We start from the raw sequence: 18657 nt of genomic DNA on the forward strand, positions 1-18657 counted from the left end.
CGCAGCTGGTTGGCGATGCCGTAGGTGACGGGGACCACGCGGTCGTTCACGAGGAACACGAGGATCCCGATCAAGAACCCGACGAAAAGGACAGGCCGGATGATCGTCGACATTTTCAGGCCCGCGGCCTTCATGGCAATCGTTTCGTTGTTCAGCCCGAAATTAACCAGCAGGAAGAGCGTGCCCATCCACGTGGCCCAGGCAATGGTCTGGCTGAAGGCGTAAGGCGCCATCGTGCAGTAATATTTGACGATGGTCAGGATGGGGGTTTTGTTCGTGAGCAAATCGTCGAGATTGTCGAAAAGGTCCGCGATCAGGACGAGAAAGACGAGCGTCAGCGCCGTGGCGATGATGGGCATCAGGAGTTCGCGGATCAGATAACGGTCGAGGACTTTCACGCGCGCACCCTTTCCGCCGTCGCGGGCTCGGGCGAACGCGCGAGCACGGCAAGCTCCACGCGGGCAGCGCCGTTTTCTTTCAGCACGCGTGCCGCTTCTTCGGCCGTCGCGCCCGTCGTCAGGACGTCGTCGACCAGGAGAACAGACTTTCCTTGAAGGGCTTTCGTCCGCGTCCGGAAGGCGCCATAAAGATTCGCAAGCCTTTCCTCGCGGGTGAGCAGGCTTTGCGGGGGGACGCCGCTTTTTTTGACGAGCACGTCTTCAAAAACCGGTACGTTCAAGGCCGCGCCCAAAATCCGGGCCAGCCGCGCGGAAGGATTAAAATGCCGCTCGAGCAGGCGCTTCCGGCTGAGAGGCACGGGCACCACGAGGTCATAATGGCCTTCGGCTTTCAGCACGAGCGCCAAATCGCGGAGCTCTTCGGTAAAAACATCTAGCAGCCAGGGCTTGCGGTTGAACTTCACGGCCATGACCAGCTCACGCACCGGGGACTCATAAGGGAAAAGGGCCCAGGCCTGATCCACGCTTTCGCCCGCGGAAACGTCCAGGGACTCGCCGTAAGGGAGCCGCGTCGCCAGAACCTGCTCGAGGCACGCCGCGCAGAGGCCGCGTTCCTCGATTTCCAAAAGGATAGAGCAGATGCCGCAGGAGGCAGGATAGAAAAAGCGCAGGAATGCTTCAAGGTAAGGCGTCATAGTCGGTCTATTGTAGCGATTTGCCCGGGCAGGGCAACTCGAAACTTTTACCAAGCGCTCCTTGACCTGTGAAAAGAAACCGGTATAATAGCCCAAATCCTCGACAGTCAAAAACTTACAACTAGAAAGGCGTTGATCAAGCGTGTTGCGAGTTCAAATTACTGATAACGAGCCTCTGGAAAAGGCGCTCAAAAAGTTAAAGAAAAAAATCGAGCGCGAAGGCATTTTGAAGGTCTTAAAGGCCCGCAAGCATTACGAAAAGCCCAGCGAGAAAAGACGCCGCAAGCAGCGGACTTCAAAGAAGCGCAAGTTCTAGAAGCCGCCCAACTTCAAGGCAGGATCCGCTCATGCTGATCCGTCAACCTCACGTCGCCGGCACCTTTTATCCGTCCGATCCTGGCGAGCTGCGCCAGTTTTGCGATACTCACCTGAAGACCCCGCTTCCTTCCGTTGCCGCCAAGGCCGTCGTGCTTCCTCACGCAGGCTATATTTACTCCGGAAAAACCGCGGCCAAAGTCCTGAGCCACGTCTCTATTCCCAATCGTGTTTTTTTGATCGGCCCGAACCATTTCGGGCAAGGTGCGCTTTTCGCGCTGGCTTCGCAGGGAGCCTGGCACACGCCTTTGGGCGAAGTGCCCATCGATGAGCCCATGGCTCAGGGGCTTTTGAAAGCCTGCGACGACCTCCAGCCCGACGCCGAGGCGCATCTTTTCGAGCATTCGCTCGAAGTCGAGATCCCTTTTCTCCAGGTGCGAAATCCTTCGCTTAAAATTCTGCCGCTTATCGTCGGCTCGCTCGATCTTCTTGCCGCCAAACAGGCGGCGCTGGCGTGCGGACGTTTTTTGTCCACCCTCGCGGAGCCGCCGCTGGTCGTGGTTTCGACGGACATGAGCCATTACGAATCCGACGTCAGGACGCGGCAAAAAGACAAGTTCGCACTCGAAGCTATCCGCAATCTGGATGAAGACGCGCTGGCGAAAGCGGTCAAAGACTACCGCATCACCATGTGCGGCTTTGTTCCGGTCTACATGCTGCTCGTCATGAAAACGTTTCTTGGTATCACCAAGGCGACGCTCGTCGATTACTGCACGAGCGCCGACGCCACAGGGGACTACGACCGGGTGGTTGGCTATGCTGGTTTTATCCTCGAGTAGCCGGCAGCAATTGCTGGACCTCGCCTTCGATTCCCTCCGCAGCTATTTTCGGGGCGAAAGGCCTGAACCTCCCGCGCTCGCCGGCCCCGAGCTCGTCCAGCAAACCGGATGCTTCGTCACGCTGCACAAAGACGGACAACTTCGCGGCTGCATCGGCACGTTCGAGCGCCAAGGCCCTCTTTACGAAAAAGTGCAGCGCATGGCGCGCGCCGCGGCTTTTCAGGACCCGCGCTTTCCGCCGCTGGCCAAGACCGAGCTCGCCTCCCTCTCTCTGGACATTTCCATTCTCAGCGAAATGACCAAGGCCGGCAGCATGGACGAGATCGAGCTGGGCCGGCACGGCATTTACATTTCGCTCGGGCCGAAAAACGGGACGCTTTTGCCGGAAGTCGCGGTCGAGCATAAGATGACGCGGGAACAGTTCGTCATGTGCTGCGCCCGGGAAAAAGCCGGGCTTACCCCCATGGAATGCGCGCAGGCGGAGATTTACCTCTATGAAGTCCAGAAATTCTCGGGAAAGGCGTCTCCCGGCGCCTGAATCTGTGTCTAAAACCCGATCCGGGCTTAGCTTGCGGCACCTTGGCCGCTGTGCTATGATGACGGCTTCCTATTAAGGAAGACCAGGAGACTTAGTGGCAGCAAAATACCAGTCTTTTCCGGGCATGGACGATATTCTGCCGGGGGAAGTCGAAAAATGGCAGTGGGTGGAAGAAAAGGCCCGGACTTTTTTTGAGGCGCGCGGTTACCGCGAAATCCGCACTCCCATTCTCGAACCCACCGAACTTTTTACGCGCTCCATCGGCGAATCCACGGACATCGTCCATAAAGAAATGTATACGTTCCAAGACCGGGGCGAGCGCAGCAACACGATGCGGCCCGAAATGACGGCTTCCGTGGCCCGTTCCGTAGTCCAGCACGGTCTTTTGAAAACGGCCAAGTCCGTCCGTCTTTATTACATGGGCCCCATGTTCCGGGCCGAGCGCCCTCAAGCGGGCCGCAAGCGGCAGTTCCATCAGATCGGCGCGGAGATCGTCAACGAAGGCAACATCGAAGCCGACGCCGAATTGATCGTCAGCCTTTTTCAATTCCTGCGCTACGTGGGCGCGACGGACGTGCGCCTGAAGCTGAACGACCTGACGGCCATGAACGGCGAGCAGGGCGAGGCGCTGCGTAAAAGCCTGGCGGATTATTTTCGGGAACAGTCCGGGAAGCTTTGCAAGGACTGCCTGTACCGGCTCGAAAAGAACGTGCTGCGCGTGCTGGACTGCAAAAACGCGGCCTGCCAGCCCGTCATCAATGCGGCGCCATGGGACAAGCTCGCGCCTTTTTCGCCGGAGTTTTTGGCATTTCAGAAACAGCTGGAAGAACGCTACAAAATTCCGGCCGCGATCGACCGGCGCCTGGTACGAGGGCTCGACTACTATACCGGTATCGTTTTCGAAGTGACGGCCGGAGGGCTCGGCTCGCAGAACGCGGTGGCCGGCGGCGGACGCTACGACGGCCTGTACGAAGAAATCGGCGGCGCGAAGACGCCGTGCACGGGCTTCAGCATCGGTTTCGAGCGGCTGATCATGACCCTGGAACAGTCATCGCCTTCTTTGAGCGAGAAAATCCGCGAGGATTTTATTTATTTCGCGCCTTTCGCGGACGCGGCTTCGAACGACGCGTGGGCCATCAATGAGCAGGTCGTGAGCGCCGTGATCGAATGCCGCAGGCACGGCTTTCGCGCCGAGCGCGGCCCGGTGCTGAAAAAACTTCCGGACCATTTGAAAAAGGCCAACCAGATCGGAGCGCGCTACGTCGTGATCCTCGGCTCGAAGGAGCTGCAGGACCGCGAATGGGGCGTGAAAGACATGCGTCAGGGCGATCAAAAGCCCGTGAAGTGGGAACGTCTTCTTAACCATTTTTTAGAGCAAAAAGGAATCAAAAGCGTATGATGCGGACTTCGAATTGCGGGCAACTGAACCTCCGTTCCCTGGACAGGGAAGCGACTCTCGTGGGCTGGGTCGAAACGCGGCGCGACCACGGCAACCTGATCTTCATCGACCTGCGCGACCGCTGGGGCATCACCCAGATCGTGTTCAATCCGGAAAGAAATGCCGAGCTCCACAAAAAAGCCGAAGGCCTCCGCAACGAATACGTCATCCAGGTCAAAGGCAAGGTCGCCAAGCGCCCGGCCGGCACGGAAAACAAGAAGATCCCAACCGGCGAAATCGAAGTGGCCGTGGAACACCTGGAAATCCTGAACTCTTGTCCCACGCCGCCGTTCGAGCGCGACGAACCGACCGTGAACGAAGAGCTGCGTCTCAAATGGCGCTTTCTCGACCTGCGGCGCAAGGAAATGGTCGAGGCGCTTTCGTTCCGCTACCGCGTCAGCAAGATCGCGCGCGATTATCTGGACAAGCAGGAATTTCTTGAAATCGAGACGCCGTACCTGACGCGCAGCACGCCCGAAGGCGCGCGCGACTTTCTGGTGCCGTCGCGTCTGCACCAGGGCACGTTCTACGCGCTGCCTCAGTCGCCGCAGCTTTTCAAGCAGCTCATGATGGTGGCCGGCTACGACCGTTATTTCCAGCTCGCGCGCTGCTTCCGTGACGAGGACCTGCGTTCGGACCGTCAGCCTGAGCACACGCAGATCGACATCGAAATGTCGTTCGTGGAAGAAGACGACGTCATGCAGCTGGTCGAAGGTATGGTCGCGGACGTGTTCGAGAAGACGATGAACCTCAAGCTGCAGCGACCGTTTCGTACGATGGATTACTTCGAAGCCATGGACCGTTACGGCTCGGACAAGCCGGACCTGCGTTTCGGCATGGAACTGCAGGACCTCACGGCGCTTTTCCAGGGCAGCGGCTTCAAGGTCTTCGACAGCGTGATCGAGTCCAAGGGCAAGATCCGCGGGCTTTGCTTCAAGCCGCCCGCCGGCTCGGAATTTTCGCGCAAGACATTCGACGATCTCACCGAATGGATCAAGAATTTTGGCGCTAAAGGTCTCGCATGGCTGAAAGTTACCGGGGACGGGCAGGCGGAATCGCCGATCGCGAAATTTTTTGATGCGGACCGGCTGAAAAAGATCTTCGGCGCGCTCAAGGCTTCGACGGGCGACATCATTTTCATGGTGGCGAGCGACCCTACGGTTTCGGCGGTCGCGCTCGGCGCGCTGCGCTGCCATCTGGCCGCGCAGTACAAGATGATCGACAACGAAAAGTTCGAGCTCCTGTGGGTGAAAAATTTCCCGCTGCTCGAATGGAACGAGGAAGAAAAACGTTTTCAGGCGCTGCATCATCCGTTCACGTCGCCGCAGCTGCAGGACGTGGCGCTGCTCGATACCGATCCCGCGAAAGTCCGCGCGCGCGCCTATGACCTCGTCATGAACGGCACGGAAATCGGCGGCGGCAGCATCCGTATCCACCGCAAGGACATCCAGGACAAGGTCTTCCGCGTGCTCAGCATCGGGCCGGAAGAAGCCGAAAATAAGTTCGGGTTCCTGCTGAAAGCGCTCTCGTATGGCGCGCCTCCGCACGGCGGCCTGGCCATCGGCCTGGACCGGTTCGTAACGCTGCTGCTTAAGCGGGAATCCATCCGCGAAGTCATCGCGTTTCCGAAAACGCAGAAAGGCACCTGTCTCATGACCGAAGCTCCCAACGAGGTCGCGGCCAAGCAACTTAAGGAGTTGGGCATCAAGCTGGATGCTCCCGCACCAAAAGTCACGAAGGTTTAGCATGGACGGGGACAGGTCTTTAGACCTGTCCTCATAGCGTTGAATGCACGAGGCCCGTTAATAGCACGAGGGCCGTTGCCGGCAAAAGAGAGGAAAAAACTTGGAACGAATATTAAAGCTCAAATCCAACGAAGAAGCCATCGCCCTGTACGGCACGCTGGACGAAAACCTGCGCTTCGCGGAAAAAGAATTCCATGTCCGCGTTTCCGCGCGCAACCACCGGCTGAAGATTATCGGCACGAAGAAAGACATCGACGCCGCGTACAAGTTTTTTCTCCAGCAGCTCGACGGCATCCGTAAAGGCGAAGGGGAAGCTCCCGTGAAAACGGCGCGTGAAAAGCCGCACGACGCTTCCGGCAGCTCCGGTCCCCGGGCGGGCGCCACGACGTTTCTCCACCGCGGGAAACTCATCCACGCGCGCTCGCACAACCAGGAAAAATACCTGCAGGAAATGATGTCCAAAGACATCGTGATCTGCATCGGCCCGGCCGGCACGGGCAAAACGTATCTCGCCATGGCCGCGGCGCTGGACGCGCTGAAGAAAAAGCAGGTCGCGCGCATCGTGCTGACGCGTCCCGCGGTCGAGGCCGGCGAAAGTCTCGGGTTTCTTCCCGGCGATTTGTTCGCCAAGGTCAATCCGTACCTTCGCCCGCTCTATGACGCGCTGTACGACATGATGGAATACGAAGAGGCCTCCCGCTGCCTGGAGCGCGGCATCATCGAAGTGGCGCCGCTCGCTTACATGCGCGGCCGCACGCTGAACGATGCCTTCGTGATTCTCGATGAAGGCCAGAACTGCACGCATCCGCAGATGAAAATGTTCCTCACGCGCCTGGGGCAATTTTCCAAGACCGTGGTGACAGGCGATGTCACGCAGATCGATTTGCCCGGCGGCAAGCGCTCGGGCCTGGTGGAAATCCAGGACGTGCTTGCCGGAATCAAGGGCATCAGTTTCGTTTACCTGAACCAGATCGACGTGGTGAGGCATCAGCTTGTGCAGGAAATCATCACGGCTTACGAGAAGTACGAAAAAACGCACGCCTAGGATGAGCGATGATTAAAAACATGCTTCTCTTAAAGAGAAAGCCGGAGCCCGGACAAAAAAGGCCCGCCTGGGCCGATGCGTTCTGGCGCGGCGCGCTCTTCACGCTTTTTTTCGCGCTGACGACAGCGGTGCTTGTCTTCGAATTTGATTCCGCGATCCGCACCCACGGCTTTTTCGTGGGCGAGCCGGCCCCTCGCACGCTTTTTTCTCCGTTCTCCATCGCTTACGTGAATGAAGAAGCCACGCAGGCTTTGAAAAAACAGAGCATCCAGTCCGTTTCGGAAGTGTTCACGCTGGATCCTGCAGTGGAAAAACAGGCGGGCGAGCGGGCGGACCAGCTCTTCCAGGTGTTGAACCGCGTCCAGACGGCAAGAGCACTGGGCCAGGAAATCAAAGAGGGGGATACCGGGCTTCCTCTGGGGCTTTCACCGGCCACGGTCAAATACCTCGTGGACGAGCCGGAGCTGGAAGACGTGCGTAAGAACCTCGAGCTTCTGATCAGCCAGCTTTTTACTCCCGGCATCCTCGAGACGCAGCGCAAACAGCAGCTGACGGCTTCCGGGAAAAAAGAGATTCTGGTCCAGAGCGCCGGAGCGCCCAGCGGAACGCCGAAGCCGCCGGCCGACCTGCTTTCTGTCGACGAAGCGCGCGACCGCGCGACGAAAATCCTTCCGGATACCCTGGCTAAAAAGCGCGAGCAGAAGGCCGCAGTGCTCGACATCTTCAACCGCCTGGCCGTTCCGAACCTCGTCTACAACGAAACCGAGACGCAGGCGCGCCGGACCGCGGCGCTTGCGGGCGTGAAGCCCGTCGAGGAGAGCATCAAAAAAGACGAGCTGATCGTGCAGCGCGGCATGCTCGTCACGGCCGAGGACAAAAGGAAGGTCGACCAGATCCAGAAAAAGCGCACGGAGAAGGAAATCGTGAACAAGATTTCCGGCACCGCGATCATTGTTTTCATCGCGCATCTGATTTTGTGGGTGGCGCTCTTTTGCTTTGACCGCAAGATGTTCCGTTCGCTGCGCATGCTGACGCTTTTCGAGACGGTCTTCTTCGTCAGCGTGCTCCTGTGCAAGATCATGAAAACCGGTTTCGACGCTTCGCCGTACCTCTTGCCCGGAGCCCTCGCTCCGCTCACGCTCGTCCTGCTGGTCAACCCGCGCTATGGCGTGCTGGGTTCGCTCATCATGGCTTCCTTGCTCGCGCCGCTCGTCAGTTTCAGCCCGGACGTGATCATGAGTGTTTTCCTTTCCGGTGTGGCGGGCACATTCTCCGCGCTCAAAGTCCGCAAGCGGGTCGAGTTCCTGCGCGTGGGATGCGTGACCGGCCTCGCGGTGTTCGCGGTCCTGTTCGCGATCCGCCTTTTCCAGGAATACACGGCCATGGAGGCGTTCCAGATCAGCGCCCAGGGCTTCGTGAACGGCCTGCTCATCACCATGCCGTTTTTGTTTTTGTCGCTGGCGATTTTCGAATACATGTTTAACCTCGCGACCGACATCACGCTGCTCGAGCTCTCGGACCTGAACCATCCGATCCTGAAGCGCATGATTATCGAGGCGCCGGGAACTTATCATCACAGCCTGGTCGTCAGCCGTCTGGCCGAAGGCGCGTGCGAGGAAATCGGCGCGAACGCGCTGCTGGCCCGCGTGGGCGCGTACTTCCACGACATCGGCAAGATTGCGCGCTCGGAATTTTTTACCGAGAACCAGGCTTCGAAATTTCCCAGCCGGCACGAGAAGCTGACGCCGACCATGAGTTCCTTAGTCATCATCAATCACGTCAAAGACGGGCTGGAGCTCGGCCGCAAATACAAATTAAAGGAAAGCGTGCTGAAATTTATTCCGGAGCACCAGGGCACGGGCGTTGTTTACTATTTCTACCGCAAGGCCACGGAACAGGCCGCGCCTGGAGAAAAAGTGAACCCCGACGATTTCCGCTATCCGGGGCCCAAGCCGCAGAGCCGCGAGACCGCAGTCACGCTGCTGGCCGATTCCACGGAAGCCGCGTCCCGCTCGCTGAAGGAGCCGTCGGCCGAAAGCATCCGGTCGCTTGTCCGGAAAATCATCAACGACAAATTCATTGACGGGCAGCTCGACGAATGCGATCTCACGCTCAAAGACCTGCACAAAATCCAGGAAAGCTTTGTCCGCAACCTCATGGCGATCTTCCATACCCGCGTCGCTTATCCGGACAAACCCAAGGCGCAGGACAGCCCCGACATCTTCAAAGAGGGCGAGTTCCAGAAATACCGCCTTCCTCATCCCAACAGCTGATGCCGGCAAAATTTTCCGCGGGCAGCTTTGACGTGCGCATCGCGGCCCGTGTGCGGCACGGCTTGAATGCCGCGGAAGTAAAGCGCAAGACCGCGCGGATGCTGTGGCTCCTCGGATGGGACAAGGCCGCGCTCAGCCTGGCCCTTGTCGGCGACCCGGAGATCAAGGCCTTGCACCGGGATTATTGCGGCGACGATACCCCGACAGACGTCATCACTTTCGGGCAGGAAGGCGCGCCGGGGCCCCAGGCATTCTGGGACGACAAGCCTTTTCTCGGCGATATCGCCGTTTCCGTGGACACGGCGCGGCGCCAGGCGCGCGCCTTCGGACATTCGACCAAATACGAAATTTATTTTTACATCTGCCACGGCATTTTGCATTTGATCGGATTTGACGACGCGACCCCGAAACAGCGCGGCCGCATGCACCGCATCCAGGCGAGCATCCTGAAACAGATCGGGTTGAGTTGACTATGGCCATTCAAAAAACCGAAGCCTTGATCCTGAAGACCCAGCCGTTCCGTTCCAGCTCACTCATCGTGACGCTGTACAGCCGCCACTTCGGCAAGATGAAGGGCATTGCCAAGGGCGTGCGCAAGGAGCGCGAAATGCGCGGCGCCGTGTACGAGCTGTTCACGCACGTGGACGTGGTCTTTTATGAAAAGACGCGCACGGACCTGCATCTCATTTCCGAAGCCTCGATCATCGAGAGCTTCGACGTCTTGCGCTCCCGCCTGGATACGATCGCCTACGCCAGCTACCTTACGGAGCTGGTGGATTCGCTGACCGAAATCCAGGACCCGCATGAACCGGTTTTTTCCCTGCTCGAAGTCGCGTTCCGGTATCTTCCCGCCATCAGTCCGGAACGCATCGCGCGGCTTTTCGAGATCAAGCTGCTCACGGAGACTGGATGGTCGCCGTACTTGCAGGGATGCCTGCAATGCCATGTCGTGCCCGCGTCTCCGTGGTTTTTTTCCGTGTCTCAGGGCGCGCTGCTGTGCGGTTCCTGCGCGCGTTCTCAAAAAGACGCGCGGCCCATCACACCGGAAACGCTTTCGCTCCTGCGCCAGTACGTGGGGCGGGACCTGGAAGAGGGGATCAAGCTGCGCCCCGCGCCTTCCGCGCAGGAAGAACTCCGGAAACTCATGGAAGATTTCCTGCATTACCGCCTCATAGCACCGCTCAAAACCCGCCATTTCCTCGACTCCGTCAAACCTGTCCTGAATTAAGCGCTTTTTCCCCCTCGCAGCGCCTTTTTCTCGGGCTTTGAAATCGAGATGCTTCCTTTCTTGGTAAAAAAATCGTTAAAGATAACACTGAATAAAATTAACGATCATAAACTAGCATAAATTCGCGATTTAGATTTGACACCCCTGGGGGTGCGTGTTACTTTTCTAGATGTAACTTCCCGGAAAAAAGGATAAATAAAGGTGTTTTAAAAGTCTTGTTTTAACCGCCAACCAAGCGGGGGCCTATGAAAAAGAAAGAAGAAAAAGGCGAGAACTGCCTCTACTTCGACATTACCAAACAGGAGCGGGATTCCGCCATCCGCTACCTCCTCGAAACCATCATCAAGAGCCGCGAAGAAACTGATTTTCCCTCGAACTATTACACTTATGATGAAGACGTCAATGTCTACCTCGCGCATCTTCTTTTCGCGATCTCGCTTCCCGAGTATCACGAAATGGCCGAGCCGTATCTTTCCATGGATACGAGCGACATTCTCCGCTGGGTCCGCGCTACCGAAGACAGGACCATCCGCTATTTCATCTTCAAGGTGAACGCCGACCATCTCCTCATGCACACCGCGGTGTTCGAAGACCTGAACGGCCGCAAGAACCTGAAGAAAATTTTCCAGCGGACAGACAAGCATTACCAGGAAGTGGCCAAGCTCTATTACGAGCAGGCGGCCGCGTACCATAAAAGGATCTACCGCAAGAAAACCGGCGTGGGGGAAGTGCTGATCAAGTTGTCCCACTATTTTGATTCGTACCAGAACGTGCTGCAGCACGTGCGCCGTCAATACTTCCATTTCGTGAACAGCTTCCGCGACCAGGCCTTCAACCAGTTCATGGGCGAAGTGACCCGGTACGAGACCGATTTCCAGAGAAAGTCGAAGATGGACCGGTTCCTCGAGCTCTACGGCAGATGGCTCGAAACCAAAGATCCCGCTCACACGAAGGAGCTGTGCGATCTGGTCCGGGACTTGAAGTCGCTCGATCCTGAGTTCAAGTTCAACGACAAGGAACTGGGTGGATTTGGGGGGAACTCCGATGAGAAGAAGTGCGCGTAAGTTCAAGGCCAAGGCAAAACGGCTGTTGCAGCTCTACTCTTTGTGGCAGGAAACGCGCCGCGAAGACCTTCAACATAAATGCATGGGGCTTCTGGGCGAAATCCTGGAAGTGGAACCCGGCTTCAGCCTGCGGCGCGAATTCCAAGCCGCCTTTTGAGGGATTATGAAAATGCCTTACATGATCTTGCGCATCGATGACGAAACAGAGCTTCAGGACGAGATCCGCCGCAAGACCGATGAATTCCTCGACGTTTATTCGCTGTACCTCCGGACCAGCATCTCCTGGGTCCGCGACGAAGTGAAACTCAAGGCCTACGAGCTCCATCTCCTGGACCCAGCCTTCACTTTCCAAATAAACTGATCTCTGTTATAATCCCGCCTTTACCGGTCCCCTAGAACCCGTAACGGAGTTACCCTTTTTATGATCAAGAAGACCTTTTCCCTTCCTCCCACGGAACGCCTCGAAAAGCTTCCCCCTTATCTCTTTGCCGAAATCGACCGCCGCAAGCGCGAGCAGATCGCCAAGGGCAAGGACATCGTGGACCTGGGCGTGGGGGATCCGGACCTTCCGACGCCGGATTTCATCATCGAAGCCCTGATCGCGGGCGCGCGCGATCCGAAGAACCACCGTTACGCGCTGGACGCGGGCATGCCGTCCTTCCGCGAATCTATCGCCAAATTTTGCCAGGGCCGTTTCGGTATCAAGCTCGACCCGGCGACGGAAATCCTGCCGCTCATCGGCTCGAAAGAAGGCATCGGGCATCTGCCGCTTGCGCTCGTCAATCCCGGCGACGTGGTGCTGATTCCCGACCCGGGGTATCCGGTTTACAACTCTTCGACGCTTTTCGTGGGCGGCGTACCGCACGTGATGCCGCTTCTGGAATCCAACGAGTACCTTCCGGACCTGAAGGCGATCGATCCCTTGGTGCTGAAAAAGGCCAAGCTCATGTTCATCAATTATCCGAACAACCCGACGTCCGCCGTGGCGTCGAAAGCGTTTTTCAAGGAAGTCGTCGAGTTCGCGTACGAGCACGAAATCATCATCGCGCAGGACGCGGCGTACACGGAAGTAGGCTTTGACGGCTACAAGGCGCCGAGCATCCTGGAAGTCGAAGGCGCGAAAGACGTCGCGATCGAATTGCACTCGCTGTCGAAGACATTCAACATGACCGGCTGGCGCGTGGGCTTTGCCATCGGCAACGCGGAAGTGCTGCGCCGTCTCGGCAAGGTGAAGTCGAACCTGGATTCCGGTATTTTTCAGGCGGTCCAGCTCGCGGGCAAAATGGCGCTCGATCAGGGCGCGTCCTTCATCGAGAACAACCTGAAGATTTACCAGAAGCGCCGCGACCTCCTGGCCAAGGGCCTGGAGCGCATGGGCTGGAAATTCCGCGCGCCCACGGCCACGTTCTACTGCTGGATTCCGGTGCCTCCGGGCTACACGTCCACGGAGCTGGCCGTAAAGTTTCTGGACGAGATGGGCATTGTGGTCACGCCCGGCAATGGCTTCGGCCGTTACGGTGAAGGCTATTTCCGGATTTCGCTGACGAATCCCGAAGAGCGCATCCAGGAAGCCCTCAACCGGATCGAGAAAAGCCACAAGCATCAGCACAAGTAACCCATCCCCAGCTTCCTTAATATAAAGCGGACAGGATAGAGACCATGCCCCGTGTTTTTATCGGAGTCGGTTCCAATCTGGGTGACCGTTTCGACAATGTTGCCAAGGCGCGGCGCCTGCTCGCGGCTTCCGAAGGGATCAAACTTGTCCGTATCTCTCCGAATTTCGAAACGGATCCCGTGGACGTTCCCGGCGAGCAGCCGAAATTCGTGAACGCCGCGTGGGAAATCGAGACCGAGCTGCCGCCGAAGAGCCTGCTTTCGGTGCTGAAAGGCATCGAAAATAAACTCGGCCGCGAAAGGCCGTATCCGAACGCGCCGCGCACGATCGATCTGGACATTCTTTTCTACGGCGAGCAGGCCGTCGAAGAAGATTCGCTGCTCATTCCGCACCCGCGTCTGCACGAGCGTTTTTTTGTGCTGAAGCCGATGTCGGTCCTTGCCCCCAAATGGATGCACCCCAAGCTGGGGCAGACCATGGAAAAGCTTTTGGAGGCCCTCCTTGAAGCTCGTCCGCAAGCCTGACGCTTTCCGCAAAATCATGGAAGAGGAAAGACGGAAGGGACGGAGCCTGGGTTTTGTCCCCACGATGGGCGCCTTGCACGAAGGGCATCTCTCGCTCGTCCGCGCCGCCAAGAAAGAAAACGACCGCGTGGCCGTCAGCATTTTCGTGAACCCCGCGCAGTTCGGCCCCAAAGAAGACCTCAGCAAATACCCGCGGCCCGTAGCCCGGGACCGCAGGCTCCTGGAAAAAGTAAAGGCCGATTATCTTTTTATGCCGTCGGCCCGCGATATGTATCCGGAAGGATTTCAGACTTACGTGGACCCCGGGCCCATCGCCGAAGGGCTGTGCGGTAAATACCGCCCCGGACATTTCCGAGGCGTGGCCACGGTCGTGGCCAAGCTTTTTCAGGCCGCGCGTCCGCACCGGGCTTATTTCGGCATTAAGGACCTGCAGCAGTGCCGCGTCGTGGCGCAGCTCATCCGGGACCTGGATTTCGATATCCGCCTGCGCGTCATGCCGATCGTGCGCGAACCCGACGGCCTGGCGATGAGTTCGCGCAACGCATACCTGGGGACGCGTGACCGCGAGCGGGCGCGCGCTGTTTCACAGGCCCTTTTCCTGGCGAGGAAAAAATTCGCGGAAGGCGAGCGGAATCTGTCCCGGCTCCGGCGCGCCGCCTTGGACATTTTGGCTCCTCAGGTCGATCGGGTCCAGTACCTGGAATTCGTCGACGCCGAGACGCTCGAGCCGCTTCGGAAGGCGCGGCTTCCCATGGCCGCGGCCGTGGCCTGTTATGTCGGCAAGACAAGACTCATTGACAATGTTATAATGGGACCTTCCAAATAAAACCACCCCGCGACCCCAGCGGCTTTTCCCAGGAGGAAGGAATGCAGCGACAATTTGTGAACGGTAAAATCCATCGCGCCACGGTGACCGACGTCCAGATCGACTACGAAGGAAGCTGTTCCATCGACCAGGACCTGCTGGAAGGTGCCGACATTTATCCCGGAGAGAAAGTTTTGATCGCCAATCTTACCAACGGCGCGAGGCTGGAAAGCTATTGCATCGCGGGTCCCCGTGGTTCCGGCGAAGTCTGCCTGAACGGCGGCGCGGCCAAGCACGGCAAAAAAGGCGACATCGTCATCATCATGAGCTTCGCGCTTTTGAATCCCGAAGAAATCCGGACGCATGTCCCCAAAGTCGTCCGGGTCGATGCCAAAAACAAACGGATCGGCTAGAAAACCAAGCCGGTTCCGCCCCCTTTGAAAGAGAGCCCATGCGCAAACTCAAGGCAGGAATCGTAGGCTGCGGCGTGATCGGTTCTTATCTCGCCGGATTCCTGGAACGCGAATTTTCCAATAAGGTTTCCCTGGCGTATTTGTGCGACCACAATGAGTCCCGTGCCCGACGTCTGAAGAAGAAAGTCAAATCGGGGCCGCGCGTCGTGGGCTTGAACGAACTGGTCCGCGGTTCGGATTTCGTGATCGAGGCCGCGTCGCCCGCGGCCGCCGCGCAAGTTCTGGAAGCCGCCGCCTCGCGTCCCGTCACGGTCCTCATGATGAGCGTGGGCGGATTTTTAAAGCTCGGCATGCCGCTGGCCGAATTCAGCCGGAAATTCCGCGGCCGGCTCATCGTCCCCTCGGGAGCCATTACCGGCGTCGACGGGCTTCTTGCGGCCAGGGAAGCGGGCGTTCTCGAAGTCTCACTGATCACGCGCAAGCCGCCGGCGGGATTGAATGAAGCCCCGTATTTCAAAACGAAAAAATTTCCGGAGCTCCGCGGAAAAAAAGAAGCCTGCGTGTTTCGCGGCACCGCGGCCCAGGCCGTGGCAGCCTTCCCCCAGAACATCAACGTCGCGGCCGTCCTGAGCCTGGCAGGCCTGGGATTCCGGCGCACGCGCGTGGAATTGTGGACCTCCCGCGCCTACCGCGTAAACTCGCATGAAGTGCGCATCCGCCACAAAGGCGGGCTGCTTTTGACCCGGGCGGAAAATCTGCCGTCGCGGGAAAATCCGAAGACGAGCGCGCTGGCACTGCATGCCGCGGCCGCGGCCCTGCGCCGGATTTTTTCCAACGTCCTGATCGGAACCTGATGAAAACGGAAAATGCCCAAAAGACAAGCCCGCTCCCGCCGTCGAGGCCGATTTCGTCCGGCCCTATGGATGCCTTCATCCGGATCCGCGGCGCGCGTGAGCACAACCTGAAAGGCGTGAACCTCGACATCCCGCGCAACAAGCTCGTCGTGCTTACGGGATTGTCCGGCTCCGGAAAGTCTTCGCTTGCTTTTGACACGATTTATGCCGAGGGTCAGCGGCGGTATCTCGAAAGCCTTTCGTCCTACGCGCGTCAATTTCTCGAGAAGCTGAAGAAGCCCGAAGTGGATTACATCTCCGGCCTTTCGCCCAGCATTGCCATCGAACAGCGTTCCATGACGCACAACCCGCGGTCGACGGTGGCCACCGTGACGGAGATCTACGATTACCTGCGCCTTTTGTACGCCAAGGCGGGCGACGTTTTCTGCCACGTCTGCGGCGTGCCGCTGACCAGCCAGCGGCCTGACGAGATCAGCCGTGATGTTCTCGAAAAATACGCAGGGAAGGAGATCCAGGTATTCGCGCCGGTCGTTCGCGGCCGCAAAGGCGAATTTCAGAAGCTTTTCCAGGACACGCTGAAGCGCGGCTTTTCGCAAGGCAGGATCGACGGCAAGATGACGGCGCTGAAGCCGGACCTCAAACTGCGCAAGACCCACCGGCACGACATCGAGATTTTGACGGACCATTTGCGCGCCGAGCCCAAGAACGCGAGCCGGCTGCTGGCCTCGATCCAGGCGGCCGTGGACCTCGCAGGCGGCGCGGCCATGGTGCTCGCCGTAGAAAAATCGGGACGGCCGGCCACGCAGTTTTTCTCCACCAAGCGCAGCTGCGCCCAGTGCCAGACGAGCTATCCCGATCTCACGCCGAATCTTTTTTCCTTCAACAGCCCGTACGGCGCGTGCCCGCGCTGCAAAGGTCTTGGAAAATATTCCCAGCTCATGACGCAGGGCGTCATCAAGGACCCGTCGCGGCCGCTCATGTCCGGCGCGCTGAACGAAGACCTGTTTTTTTCCTTCAATAAATATTTCGTGGAAGACCTTCTTTACGATCTGACCAAGGCTTATCATTTCGAGCCTTCCGCGCCTTTCCAGGAATGGCCGGAGGAAGCCCGCGAAGCCTTTTTTCTCGGCGACGGCGAGCATTCCGGCCTGATCGAAGAGCTCGAGAGGCTGTTCCATGAAACCAACTCGGAGGAAGTCCGCCGCAAGGTCCGGAACTTTTTGAAGGAGGACGCCTGTTCCGAATGCGGCGGCAAGCGCCTGCGCAAGGAAAGCCTGGGCGTGAAAATCCAGGGCAAGAACATCGTGGAAGTCACGGCGCAGGCGGTCGAAGAAGCGGTCCCGTATTTCGAAAAGCTGAAATTTCCCAAAACACTCGAACCCGTGACTATGCCCATCCTGAAAGAAATCCGCCAGCGGCTGAAATTCCTTTTCGACGTGGGGCTGGGCTACTTGACGCTGGACCGGACCGTGGCCACGCTTGCGGGCGGGGAATTGCAGCGCATCCGCCTCGCGGCCCAGATCGGCGTGGGGCTCACGGGAGTGCTGTACGTGCTGGACGAGCCCAGCATCGGCCTGCACCCGCGCGACAACAGCAAACTGCTGACCGCGCTCGAGCGCCTGCGCGATTTGAAGAACACGGTGCTCGTCGTCGAGCATGACGAAGAGACCATGCGGCGCGCGGACCATCTCATCGACCTGGGCCCGGCCGCGGGAAGGCACGGCGGCGAGGTCGTGGCCGAAGGGCCCGCGGACAACCTGCGTGATTCCGGGAATTCCCTGACCGCCAAATACCTTTCGGGTGACATGAAGATCGAGGTTCCCTCGCAGCGCAAGCCCTACAAGGGCGCACCGAGCCTGGAGCTGCGCGGCTGCGAGGAGCATAATCTGAAAAAAGTAGACGTGAACATCCCGCTCGGGCTTTTCGTCTGCGTCACGGGCGTGTCGGGCTCCGGCAAGAGCACGCTGATCTACGATACGCTTTACAAGGAACTCCACAACCGAATCTGGAAGACGCAGTATCACGTGGGGAAGTTCAAGTCGCTGCAGGGCGCGCAGCACCTCGAACAGGTCATTGCCATCGACCAGTCGCCGATCGGCAGGACGCCGCGCTCGAATCCGGCCACGTACACCGACCTCTTTACGCCGATCCGCAAACTCTTCTCGGAGGTGCACGAATCCCGGTCGCGGCGTTACGAGGCGTCCCGCTTCAGTTTCAATTTAAAAGGTGGGCGCTGCGAGACCTGCCGCGGGGAAGGTTTTGAGAAACTGCAGATGAGCTTCATGCCCGACATCTACGTGCAATGCGAGACCTGCCGCGGCAAGCGCTACAACGATGCCACGCTGGAAGTCCGTTACCGCGGCAAGAACATCGCCGAAGTGCTCGACCTCACCGTCCAGGACGCGATCGAATTTTTTTCGGAGATCGCGGTGATCAAAGACAAACTCGTCCTGCTCGAGACGATCGGCCTGGGGTATTTGAAGCTGGGGCAGTCCTGTACCACGTTGTCCGGAGGCGAGGCGCAGCGGATCAAGCTGGCTTACGAATTGGCCAAGCGCTCGAGCGGCAAAACGCTGTACCTGCTCGACGAGCCGACCACGGGACTCCATTTCGCGGACATCGCCAATCTCCTCACCGCGCTTTTCCGGCTGCGCGACCAGGGCAATACGATCGTCGTCATCGAGCACAACCTGGACATGATCAAGACGGCGGATTACATCCTCGATCTCGGCCCCGAGGGGGGCAAGGGCGGGGGGCAGATCATCGCCACGGGCTCGCCCGAGGAAATCGCCGCCTGCCGTGATTCCTACACGGGAGCCTTCCTCAAATCCATCCTAAGCTCAGCCAAGCCAGGGAGATAAGGCGGGA

At 58.5% G+C, this 18657-nt stretch carries 20 protein-coding genes; 18 read left to right on the plus strand and 2 right to left on the minus strand.

What is annotated here, in order from left to right; translation table 11 throughout:
- Both VL688_10705 and VL688_10710 read right to left on the minus strand, forming a co-directional pair.
- On the minus strand, positions 1–398 hold a 398-nt coding region (locus tag VL688_10705; GenBank protein ID HTL48515.1), incomplete at its 3' end, for an LptF/LptG family permease.
- Positions 395–1093, minus strand: coding sequence for a ComF family protein (locus VL688_10710; GenBank protein HTL48516.1), 699 nt, complete (start codon positions 1091–1093; stop codon positions 395–397). The genes VL688_10705 and VL688_10710, both read right to left, overlap by 4 nt.
- Positions 1094–1235: 142 nt before the next feature.
- On the opposite strand from VL688_10710, the gene rpsU reads away from it, so the two are divergent.
- The 18 genes from rpsU (at position 1236) to uvrA (ending at position 18650) form a co-directional block, all read left to right on the plus strand.
- Positions 1236–1409 carry a 30S ribosomal protein S21 gene (rpsU, locus tag VL688_10715; GenBank protein ID HTL48517.1) on the plus strand — a complete coding sequence of 58 codons (174 nt, stop codon included), beginning with the start codon at positions 1236–1238 and terminating at the stop codon, positions 1407–1409.
- A 31-nt stretch (positions 1410–1440) separates the two neighbouring features.
- Entirely contained in the window at positions 1441–2247 is an 807-nt protein-coding gene (gene amrB / locus VL688_10720; protein ID HTL48518.1) for an AmmeMemoRadiSam system protein B, read from the plus strand.
- Positions 2225–2785 (plus strand): AmmeMemoRadiSam system protein A, encoded by a 561-nt coding sequence (amrA, locus tag VL688_10725; GenBank protein HTL48519.1) that lies wholly within the window; start codon positions 2225–2227, stop codon positions 2783–2785. Before amrB ends, amrA begins: the two co-directional genes overlap by 23 nt.
- 94 nt (positions 2786–2879) lie before the next feature.
- Complete coding sequence (gene hisS, locus VL688_10730) at positions 2880–4184, plus strand: histidine--tRNA ligase (GenBank protein ID HTL48520.1); 1305 nt, start codon at positions 2880–2882, stop codon at positions 4182–4184.
- Positions 4181–5968 carry an aspartate--tRNA ligase gene (gene aspS / locus VL688_10735; protein HTL48521.1) on the plus strand — a complete coding sequence of 596 codons (1788 nt, stop codon included), beginning with the start codon at positions 4181–4183 and terminating at the stop codon, positions 5966–5968. Before hisS ends, aspS begins: the two co-directional genes overlap by 4 nt.
- Before the next feature lie 100 nt (positions 5969–6068).
- Positions 6069–7013: a PhoH family protein gene (locus VL688_10740; protein ID HTL48522.1), complete on the plus strand. Its 945-nt coding sequence runs from the start codon at positions 6069–6071 to the stop codon at positions 7011–7013.
- A gap of 8 nt (positions 7014–7021) precedes the next feature.
- Entirely contained in the window at positions 7022–9286 is a 2265-nt protein-coding gene (locus VL688_10745) for an HDIG domain-containing protein (GenBank protein ID HTL48523.1), read from the plus strand.
- Positions 9286–9756: an rRNA maturation RNase YbeY gene (gene ybeY, locus VL688_10750; protein ID HTL48524.1), complete on the plus strand. Its 471-nt coding sequence runs from the start codon at positions 9286–9288 to the stop codon at positions 9754–9756. Before VL688_10745 ends, ybeY begins: the two co-directional genes overlap by 1 nt.
- A 2-nt stretch (positions 9757–9758) precedes the next feature.
- Positions 9759–10514 (plus strand): DNA repair protein RecO, encoded by a 756-nt coding sequence (recO, locus tag VL688_10755; GenBank protein HTL48525.1) that lies wholly within the window; start codon positions 9759–9761, stop codon positions 10512–10514.
- A gap of 245 nt (positions 10515–10759) precedes the next feature.
- Positions 10760–11578, plus strand: coding sequence for a hypothetical protein (locus VL688_10760; protein HTL48526.1), 819 nt, complete (start codon positions 10760–10762; stop codon positions 11576–11578).
- Complete coding sequence (locus VL688_10765; protein HTL48527.1) at positions 11559–11735, plus strand: hypothetical protein; 177 nt, start codon at positions 11559–11561, stop codon at positions 11733–11735. Before VL688_10760 ends, VL688_10765 begins: the two co-directional genes overlap by 20 nt.
- A gap of 12 nt (positions 11736–11747) precedes the next feature.
- Positions 11748–11939, plus strand: coding sequence for a hypothetical protein (locus VL688_10770; GenBank protein ID HTL48528.1), 192 nt, complete (start codon positions 11748–11750; stop codon positions 11937–11939).
- A 60-nt stretch (positions 11940–11999) separates the two neighbouring features.
- A complete protein-coding gene (locus tag VL688_10775; protein HTL48529.1) occupies positions 12000–13193 on the plus strand; it encodes an LL-diaminopimelate aminotransferase in 1194 nt (397 codons plus the stop codon).
- Positions 13194–13237: 44 nt separating this feature from the next.
- Positions 13238–13717, plus strand: coding sequence for a 2-amino-4-hydroxy-6-hydroxymethyldihydropteridine diphosphokinase (gene folK / locus VL688_10780; GenBank protein ID HTL48530.1), 480 nt, complete (start codon positions 13238–13240; stop codon positions 13715–13717).
- Positions 13695–14543 (plus strand): pantoate--beta-alanine ligase, encoded by an 849-nt coding sequence (gene panC, locus VL688_10785; GenBank protein ID HTL48531.1) that lies wholly within the window; start codon positions 13695–13697, stop codon positions 14541–14543. Before folK ends, panC begins: the two co-directional genes overlap by 23 nt.
- Before the next feature lie 41 nt (positions 14544–14584).
- Complete coding sequence (gene panD, locus VL688_10790) at positions 14585–14935, plus strand: aspartate 1-decarboxylase (protein ID HTL48532.1); 351 nt, start codon at positions 14585–14587, stop codon at positions 14933–14935.
- A gap of 38 nt (positions 14936–14973) precedes the next feature.
- Positions 14974–15789: an aspartate dehydrogenase domain-containing protein gene (locus VL688_10795; GenBank protein HTL48533.1), complete on the plus strand. Its 816-nt coding sequence runs from the start codon at positions 14974–14976 to the stop codon at positions 15787–15789.
- Positions 15790–15854: 65 nt separating this feature from the next.
- Entirely contained in the window at positions 15855–18650 is a 2796-nt protein-coding gene (uvrA, locus tag VL688_10800) for an excinuclease ABC subunit UvrA (GenBank protein ID HTL48534.1), read from the plus strand.
- Positions 18651–18657 lie beyond the last annotated feature (7 nt).

This window comes from Verrucomicrobiia bacterium (assembly GCA_035495615.1).
Classification (GTDB): Bacteria; Omnitrophota; Omnitrophia; order Omnitrophales; family Aquincolibacteriaceae; genus DATJFP01.